We start from the raw sequence: 7,914 nt of genomic DNA, 5'->3' as shown, positions 1-7,914 counted from the left end.
CCTGCGTACTGCTGGTGATGCCGAGGGAGCGCCCCCAGGAGGGCCCGGCCAGCCCCGCACCCCCATCGGTGTCGCCGACGACCCCGTCCCTCACGCCCCGGCCCGCCGAACCCCAGCCCGTCCCGTCACCTGAGCCCGGAAGGGGCGAGGTGGGACGACCCGCCAGTCAGCCGGTCAGGCTCCCGACCTGAGCAAGGCATCTCTCCCAGACGCGTGACCGACGCGGGGTCCGGCACTCCCCGGTCCGTCTGCTCGCATTTGCGGTTTGCGCGACCGGACAACGATTAGAGGGGTTCAATACAGGGCATACGGTCGATCAGGCACATTTGGGGGACGGGGGATTAAGGCATGAGATCTGCACTGCGACTGTTATTGTTCTGCGTCGCTGTATTCATCGTGTGCGCGGCCGTCATGTATACCGTTTGGTTCTGGGGAATTCCATTCATTCCCAGCAAGGGTAGTGATGGTTCGGATCAACGTCTGACCATTACCGCCATGGTCCTGGGGTTGCTCCTGGCGCCGGCTTCCCTCATCGCTTTTCGGGACCATCTGGTTCCAAGGTCGCCGCAGCCGGCGAATCCGCTCCCCGGAGCCGCGCCGGCGGCGAATCCAATTGTGGGGAATCATCCCCACTCCCCGCCCGTTGTCGGCCGGATTCCCCGATTGACCGACCGCTACCTGGCCAACGTCCTGGACGGATTCGTCCCGATCTTCCTTGCTTTGCCCGTGGTCGTCGCATTTCTGATCGCCACGTGGGTCGCAAGCGCGCGGAAGGGGATTCCGTTCGACGAGTACACACCCTCAAGCCAGGCGGCAGTCGCCTGCCTTGTCCCACTGCTCTCCGTGCTCCTGGTCGCATTCACTCTTGAGTTCATAACCGGGACGTCGATCGGCAAGTATGCGATGGGGATGCGGGTCAAGCGCGTCGACGGGCAGAAGGTCCGACTGCGGGATGCCTGCACTCGCGGTGTCTGTAAGTATGTTCTGTTCCTGGTCGGTGCTGTCACGGTCTTCGGAGTGTGGCTTCTTCTGCTTCTTTGGAGAATCGATGTGAAGCGCCGTTTCCTGTGGGACAGAGTCGCGGGCACCTATGTTGTTTCAACACGCTAGGGCCTTTGACGGCTGAGGTTACGGCGGTTCGAGGTCGAGCCCGGTCCTGGCGACCGGAGCGCGGCGAACGGCCGACACGCCGAGCAGGAGGCCGCGCCCGCGCTCACGGACTCGCCGTCGATCAGGACACGGGCCCTGCCGGCGCGGGATACCGCACAGTGTCTGCGGGCCGACCGCGATCCCCAGGGCGCCGCAGACATGGCGACGGAGGTATGCCGACGGAGGTATGGCAGCGACTCCCCGGAGGCTTCCGTACCGGGCTCGTCCGCATCCGCGCCGAGACGCTGCGAGGGAGTCTTACCGGTCAACCACGAGCCCGGCTCACGGAAGTACTTGGCACGTGACGTGAACGCCCGGTGCTCTTGCCGACGGTCCGGCCGTCCAGGCCCTGGGCTCCGACCAAGCCGGAGCCGAGAGGGAAGGCCGGACCCGAGGGCGGTCAGCGGGTCAGGCTCCCGGACTTCAGGGCGCCGATGAACGACGACCAGGTAGCGGGCTGAACGCGCAGGGCCGGACCGGTGGGGTTCTTGGAGTCGCGGACCGGGATGTCGGCGTACCCGTCCGCCACTTCGAGGCACGCGTCGTTGTTGCCCGAACTGTGGCTGGACTTGTGCCACCCGGTGAAACGCTCACTGCTATTCATGCTCGGAGGGTCTCCGCTTTGACCGACTCGATGAACGACGTCCAGTTGGTGGGCTGGAAGTGCAGGGCGGGGCCGGTGGGGTTCTTGGAGTCGCGGACCGGGATGTCGGCGTACCCGTCCGCCACTTCGAGGCAGTTGTCGTTGTTGCCCGAGCTGTAGCTGGACTTGCGCCACCCAGCGAAACGCTCAGTGCTGTTCATCTTTGTATTCCTTCGCTATGGCCCTGACCAGGGCCAGGGACTCCTTGTGGGGCAAAGCATCCCCCAAGGCCAGGCTGTATGACACCTGGCACCTGTGCACCATGGCGGGATCGTCCATCAGGTACCCCGTGTGGAAGCCCTCTGTGTAGGCCACCGGTGCGGCGTCTTCGAAGCTCATCAGGTAGATCGCGCCAGCCTGTAGAGCGTGCTCGCCTGCCCTAAACGGGAGCACATGCAGCCGCAACCGTCCAGCCTCCGCCAAGTCTGCGATTTTGTGGAGCTGTTCAGCCATGACCTGCGGGCCGCCGACCTTGCGCCTGAGGGCTGCCTCGTCCAGCAGAGTCCAGATTACGGGCTCCAACGGGCCGTCAAAGAGCCGAGCACGGGCCCTGCGAGCGACCACCTTCTCGTCAAGATCTTTGGGTCGGGGGTTCGGGTCGTAAACCTTGTACACAGCCCGCGCGTACGCCTCTGTCTGAAGAAGGCCAGGGATCAGTGTGGAGCCGTACTCTCGAATCTCCGTCGCTTGCTGCTCCAGTTCCGCCACTACAGCGAAGTAATCGGGGTACTTGGGGTCGAGATCCTTCAGCCACCGCGCGAAGAACCCGTCCGTCCCCAGCGCGACGTCGATCCGCTTCGCGTCGTCCGGGTTCGGCAGGCGGCGGCCCGCCTCGAAGTGGCTGATGAGCGTGGGCGAGCACACCACGATCTCGCTCAACATCTCCTGAGTCATGCCTGCGGCTATCCGGCGCAGCTTGAGCTCCTCCCCGTACTTCTGCCGAGGGGTGCGCGGCTTACTGGCTTCCGCCATGCCATCAACTCCTTCATCTGAAGCGACCGTTGTCAACCCCCCACTACTAGCCACAGTAGCGGCACACCTTCCACTCTGTGAGTACTTCGTCACAGAAAGCGAAACAAGCAGGTGGAGGGAACGTTGACATGAGGCTGAACCGGCAGGGGAGCCAAACGGACGGCAGTGTGGTGCTGCGGTGGAGCCGTCATCCGAGGTGCGTCGCGCTGGCGCGGCTGGAGTTGCGCAAAGCGCTGGCCGGCTGGGGGTTGGCCGAGTTGGAGGACTCGGCCCTGCTCGTCCTGTCCGAACTCCTCACCAACGCCGGGCGCCACGCGCAGGTCGTACCGGAGCAGATCATCGAGACGCACTACTTCCGCAGGCCGGCCGGGCTGCGGATCGAGGTGCACGACGGGTCGCCGGAGCTGCCGCGCAGGCGTCCGGCCGGGCCGGAGGCGTCCGGGGGGCGCGGGCTGGTGCTCGTGGACGCGCTGGCGGACGAGTGGGGCGTGATCGAACACGGCGAGGGCCGGGGGAAGACGGTGTGGGCGGCCCTGTCGCTCCCGGACGAGGACGCGGGCGTGGACGCGGGCGTGGACGAGGGCGGTTGTGAACGTGGCTGAACGGGTCGTCAGGGACGGTGTCGTCGGGGACGGCGCGGAGGAGCGGCGGGAGCGGCCTCCGGTGGGCGCGTTCGCCCGGCCGGACGTGGTGCCGTACATCGCGCGGTGGTCGTCGGAACGGTGTCCGCCCTCGATGGTCGCGGCCGGCGACCGTGGCATCCGGTACACGGACGAGCTGCCGCACGACCGTGACGCGCGCGGGATCCTGTGGAAGCGGATCGGGCTGAGCCCGGGGAAGGGCAGGCCGGAGTTCGGGAACGTCCACTTCTTCCGGCAGCGCCGGGCGATGCGGAAGCTGCTGTGCCAGATCTGCGGCGGTCCGGCGGACCGTACCGCCGACGGGACGCTGTGGCTGGTGGGTGAGGACGCGGACGACCGGGACGCGTGGGCGACCGATCTCGTGACCGGGCATCCGCCGCTGTGCGTGCCGTGCGCGGTGACGTCGGTGCGGGCCTGTCCGCATCTGCGGAAGCAGTATGTGGCGTTACGGGTGCGGACGTTCGAGCTGGGCGGCGTTCAGGGCGCGTTGTACCGGCTGTACGGCCGTACGCCCGTGGCCTACTCCGCCGACGGGGTGCCGTTTCACAGTTGGCGCATTCACTGGGTGCTGGCGGCGCAACTGCTCATGAGTCTGGCGGAGTTCACGATGGTGGATCTGGCGGAAGAGCACGCGCAGTACATGAGACGGAAGGCGACGGCCGGGCCGGAGCGGGCGGCGTGAGACGTGGTCGGCCGGTGCGTCCGGGAGGTCACCGGCGCCAGTGATCGGTCATCGGACGGCGCGCCGCGGCTTGATAGGCAAGTGGCAACTTGCCTATGCTGCGGTCGTGGCCGACGACCTCTTCAAAGCATTGGCCGACCCCACCCGCCGCACCATCCTGGACGAACTGACGGAGAAGTCCGGACAGACGCTGTTCGAGATCTGCGCGCGGCTGAGCATGAGGCATCAGCTCGGCATCTCGCGCCAGGGGGTCTCCCAGCACCTCGCGGTGCTGGAGGCCGCCGGGCTCGTCAGGACCAGGCGGGAGGGCCGCTACAAGTTCCACGACCTGGACACGGTCCCGCTGCGGCAGATCACCGAGCGATGGCCCGTGCCCGACACATCCGAACCCGAGGAGAGCCCCCTGTGAAGATCCACCTGACCAGCGTCTTCGTCGACGACCAGGCCAAGGCCCTGGCCTTCTACACCGAGATCCTCGGCTTTGTGAAGAAACACGACATCCCGCTGGGCGAGGAGCACCGGTGGCTGACCGTCGTCTCGCCCGACGAGCCCGGCGGCACCGAGCTCCTGCTGGAGCCCGCAGGCCATCCGGCCGTCGAGCCGTACCGCAGCATGATCGTCAAGGACGGCATCCCGCTCGCCCAGTTCGCCGTCGACGACGTGCACGCGGAGTACGAGCGCCTGCGCGGCCTCGGCGTCCGCTTCACCCAGGAGCCCGTGGACATGGGCCCCATCGTCACCGCCGTCTTCGACGACACCTGCGGCAACCTGATCCAGATCGCGGCGAAGCCGGAATAGACGCGCCACGTGTGCGGGGCCCGGACGATGTCTGATGTCCGGGACCCGGACGGTGCCGGGCCGCGCGCGGTGCTCATCGGCGCCGCCGGCCCGGTCCGCCGAGCCGGTCCGTCTCCGCCGACGGGCCGTCAGTGGTCGTCGACGATGCGGACGGCGATGCCGTTCTTCAGGGTGACCTCCGCGGAGACGCCCTTCTTCGCCGCGGCCTCCAACTCGGCCTCCGTGCAGGGTGTGGCGGCCTGGGCGTTCGGGTCGTCGGTGCCGCAGATGTCGCCGGTGCCCTGGATGTCGGTGTCGACGGCGAGCCAGAAGGCCTGCTCGACGCCCTTCATGTCGCTGACGGTGTACTTGCCGGGCGCGAGGTAGCTCACATTGCCGAACCAGGTGCCGGTGACGCCCTCGCCCTTGCCGTTGCTGGGAACGTTGCCGTCGGTGCCGCCGTCCTGGGCCTTCCCGTCGCCGGGGGCGCCGGAGTCCGGGTCCGCGTCGGTGTCCGCTTCCGCCGGGGCGCTGGTGACGGCTTCCGGCGACGGCGAGGTGGCGCCGGCCGGCTCGGCCGGCGCACTCGCGTCCGCGCTCGTCCCCGTACCGTTCCCGGTCCCGGTCGCCCCGGAAGTGTCCTGCTGGCAGGCCGTCAGCAGCGCGGTGGCCGCGACGAGGGCGAGAGCGGCGAGGACGGTTTTGCGACGCTGGGTGCGGGCCATGATGTCAACGCTCCGTGTGGCTAGGGGCTGGCGGCTGGTGGTGAGCACCACTGTGGCCGGTGTGCGGCCGGAGCAGAAGAGCGGTCCTGGAGTGATGACAGCGCGGTCGTCGCCCTGTGACATTCGGGACCGCCCCGGGTCTCACCGGGCCCGGGGCCGGCGCCGGCGGCCGGTACGGGCTCGCACCGGCCGGTCCGGAACTCGGCGGATGACCGAGGCCCCGTCAAGGCAGGTGCCGTATCCCCCGGTGCTGGATCTCCTGCTGGATCTCGTGCCGGATGTCCGGCGGAGCGGTCGCCGTACGCGGGCGGGTGTCGTGGCCGGGCGGCGCGCCGAACAGACGGCGGTACTCGCGGTTGAACTGCGACGGGCTGTCGTAGCCGACGCGATGGCCGACGCCCGCGACATCGCCCGCGCGCGTGATCAGCAGCGAGCGGGCCTCCTGGAGACGGATCCGCTTCTGGAATTGCAGCGGGCTCATGGCCGTGACGGCGCGGAAGTGCCGGTGGAACGCCGACGAGCTCATCCCGGTCAGCCGGGCGAGGTCCTCGATCCGCATCGGTTCGGCGTAGTGGTCGCGGATCCACCGGATCGCCCGGCCGACATGGGACAGCCCGCTGTCGGCCATGCCGATCTGGCGGACCATGCCGCCGTGCGGGCCGGTGAGCAGGCGCCAGAGGATCTCCCGTTCGATCAGGGGCGCGAGCACGTGCGCGTCCGCCGGGCGGTCGAGCAGCCGCAGCAGCCGGGCCACGGCGTCGAGCAGCTCCGTGCCGGCCGCGCCGGTCGCGATCGCGGGCGGGCCCGCGGTGGTGCGTGACCGACGTACGGCCGGGAGCTCCAGCAGGAGCGGTGCGATGGCGGCCGGCCGCAGCACCAGCCCCATGCCCAGCGCGGGGGTCCGCGGGCCGGCGCCGAGGAAGTGGCCGGTGACGGGCAGTTCCGCGGTGACGACGAGGCACTCGCCCGCCCGGTACTCGTACACCTGGTCGCCGAGCAGCAGGCGCTTGGCGCCCTGCGCCATGACGACCAGCAGCGGTTCGGTCAGTGAATGGTCCGGCGCCGCGGTCCCGACCTTGGACAGCAGCAGCCCGTCGACCGACGTCGTCAGATCCGGCCGGGCGCGGGCCGTGATGATGCCGCGGATCTCGTCGAGGAGTTCATGAGCGGTGGTGTGCACACCTCACGGAAGCATCCGTACGCCCTGCGGGGCAAGCCCGATCCGCGCGAAGCGAAGAGGATCGTGCAAGAGGTCGCGCGGATCGGTCTACCGTGCCCCCACGGCTCGCGCTTCGATGGAGAGGACGGTTTCGGAGCACACGGAGGAGTACGTTCATGCCGCTCGACCACTATGTGACACTCGGCCGGTCCGGGCTGCGGGTCAGCCCGTTCGCCCTCGGCGCGATGACCTTCGGTGACGATCCCGGAGGCGCGGGATGCAGTGTCGAGGAGTCGGAGAGGATCCTGGCGGCCTATCTGGACCGCGGCGGCAACTTCATCGACACCGCGAACTTCTACACCAACACGCACTCGGAGAAGATCCTCGGCGACTGGTTCGCGGCCCGTCCCGGCCGCCGCGACCGGGTGGTCCTGGCGTCGAAGTTCTTCACCAACCTCTTTCCCGGCGATCCCAACGGCGGCGGTGCCGGCCGCTCGTCGATCATCGCCCAGCTCGACGAGAGCCTGCGCCGGATGCGGACCGACCATCTGGACCTGTACTGGCTGCACAACTGGGACCGGCAGACGCCGATCGAGGAAACCCTGCGCACGCTGGACGATCTCGTGCGCGCCGGCAAGATCCGCTACATCGGGTTCTCGAACACTCCGGGCTGGGTGACGGCCCAGGCCCAGACGACGGCGCTGCTGAAGGGCTGGACCCCGCTGATCGCCCTGCAGGTCGAGTACTCGCTGCTCGCGCGTACCGTCGAGGGCGAACTCGCGCCGCTCGCGCGCGACCAGGGGATGGCGCTGGTCCCGTGGAGCCCGCTGAAGAACGGCTTCCTGTCGGGCAAGTACCGGCGCGGGGGCCAGGTCACCGACTCCGCCCGTGCCGCCTACGTCGGCGGTCCCGGCGAGGACGAGTTCGTGGTCATCGACGCCGTCGCCGCGATCGCGGACGAGCTCGGGACCACGTCGGCGGCGGTCTCGCTGGCATGGCTGCGGGCCCGCGAGGGCACCGTCGTACCGATCCTCGGCGCGAGGCGCGTGGAGCACCTGGAGAACAACCTCGCCGCCCTGGAGGTGACGCTCACCCCCGAGCACCTCCGGACGCTGGACGAGGTCTCGGCGCCGGTGCTGAACTATCCGGCGCCGAGACCTCGTCCA

The 7,914-nt window shown here is 68.8% G+C and carries 11 protein-coding genes; 6 read left to right on the top strand and 5 right to left on the bottom strand.

What is annotated here, in order from left to right; genetic code table 11:
• The first annotated feature begins 348 nt into the window (after positions 1-348).
• On the top strand, positions 349-1,110 hold the full coding sequence (locus BFF77_RS36165) for an RDD family protein (protein ID WP_079124824.1): 762 nt from the start codon (positions 349-351) through the stop codon (positions 1,108-1,110).
• Positions 1,111-1,549: 439 nt separating this feature from the next.
• Here the strand turns inward: BFF77_RS36165 and BFF77_RS04400 are convergent, their stop codons facing one another.
• The 3 genes from BFF77_RS04400 to BFF77_RS04390 are packed head-to-tail and all read right to left on the bottom strand — an operon-like array spanning position 1,550 to position 2,764.
• The gene (locus BFF77_RS04400) at positions 1,550-1,753 is read right to left on the bottom strand and encodes a DUF397 domain-containing protein (RefSeq protein WP_066943965.1); all 204 of its coding nucleotides are present in this window, start codon (positions 1,751-1,753) and stop codon (positions 1,550-1,552) included.
• Complete coding sequence (locus tag BFF77_RS04395) at positions 1,750-1,953, bottom strand: DUF397 domain-containing protein (protein WP_066943963.1); 204 nt, start codon at positions 1,951-1,953, stop codon at positions 1,750-1,752. Before BFF77_RS04395 ends, BFF77_RS04400 begins: the two co-directional genes overlap by 4 nt.
• Positions 1,940-2,764, bottom strand: coding sequence for a helix-turn-helix domain-containing protein (locus BFF77_RS04390; RefSeq protein WP_066943961.1), 825 nt, complete (start codon positions 2,762-2,764; stop codon positions 1,940-1,942). Before BFF77_RS04390 ends, BFF77_RS04395 begins: the two co-directional genes overlap by 14 nt.
• A gap of 128 nt (positions 2,765-2,892) precedes the next feature.
• Here BFF77_RS04390 and BFF77_RS04385 point away from each other — a divergent pair, with 128 nt between their 5' ends.
• The 4 genes from BFF77_RS04385 (at position 2,893) to BFF77_RS04370 (ending at position 4,885) form a co-directional block, all read left to right on the top strand.
• Positions 2,893-3,366 (top strand): ATP-binding protein, encoded by a 474-nt coding sequence (locus BFF77_RS04385; RefSeq protein WP_066943959.1) that lies wholly within the window; start codon positions 2,893-2,895, stop codon positions 3,364-3,366.
• Positions 3,359-4,087 (top strand): hypothetical protein, encoded by a 729-nt coding sequence (locus tag BFF77_RS04380; protein ID WP_211280151.1) that lies wholly within the window; start codon positions 3,359-3,361, stop codon positions 4,085-4,087. Before BFF77_RS04385 ends, BFF77_RS04380 begins: the two co-directional genes overlap by 8 nt.
• A 106-nt stretch (positions 4,088-4,193) precedes the next feature.
• Positions 4,194-4,496 (top strand): ArsR/SmtB family transcription factor, encoded by a 303-nt coding sequence (locus tag BFF77_RS04375; RefSeq protein ID WP_066943955.1) that lies wholly within the window; start codon positions 4,194-4,196, stop codon positions 4,494-4,496.
• Positions 4,493-4,885, top strand: coding sequence for a VOC family protein (locus tag BFF77_RS04370; protein WP_066943953.1), 393 nt, complete (start codon positions 4,493-4,495; stop codon positions 4,883-4,885). Before BFF77_RS04375 ends, BFF77_RS04370 begins: the two co-directional genes overlap by 4 nt.
• Positions 4,886-5,013: 128 nt before the next feature.
• Here the strand turns inward: BFF77_RS04370 and BFF77_RS34210 are convergent, their stop codons facing one another.
• Positions 5,014-5,589, bottom strand: a complete 576-nt coding sequence (locus tag BFF77_RS34210) for a hypothetical protein (protein ID WP_066943951.1) — start codon at positions 5,587-5,589, stop codon at positions 5,014-5,016.
• A gap of 223 nt (positions 5,590-5,812) precedes the next feature.
• Positions 5,813-6,769, bottom strand: coding sequence for an AraC family transcriptional regulator (locus BFF77_RS04360; protein ID WP_066943949.1), 957 nt, complete (start codon positions 6,767-6,769; stop codon positions 5,813-5,815).
• 155 nt (positions 6,770-6,924) lie between these two features.
• Here BFF77_RS04360 and BFF77_RS04355 point away from each other — a divergent pair.
• Positions 6,925-7,914, top strand: a 990-nt coding sequence (locus tag BFF77_RS04355) for an aldo/keto reductase (protein ID WP_066943947.1), incomplete at its 3' end; no start/stop codon positions are given.

It is taken from the genome of Streptomyces lushanensis (assembly GCF_001700515.1).
Classification (GTDB): Bacteria; Actinomycetota; Actinomycetes; order Streptomycetales; family Streptomycetaceae; genus Streptomyces; species Streptomyces lushanensis.
Note: the sequence above shows the minus strand (reverse complement) of the source record. Positions and strands in the feature narration are given on the sequence as shown.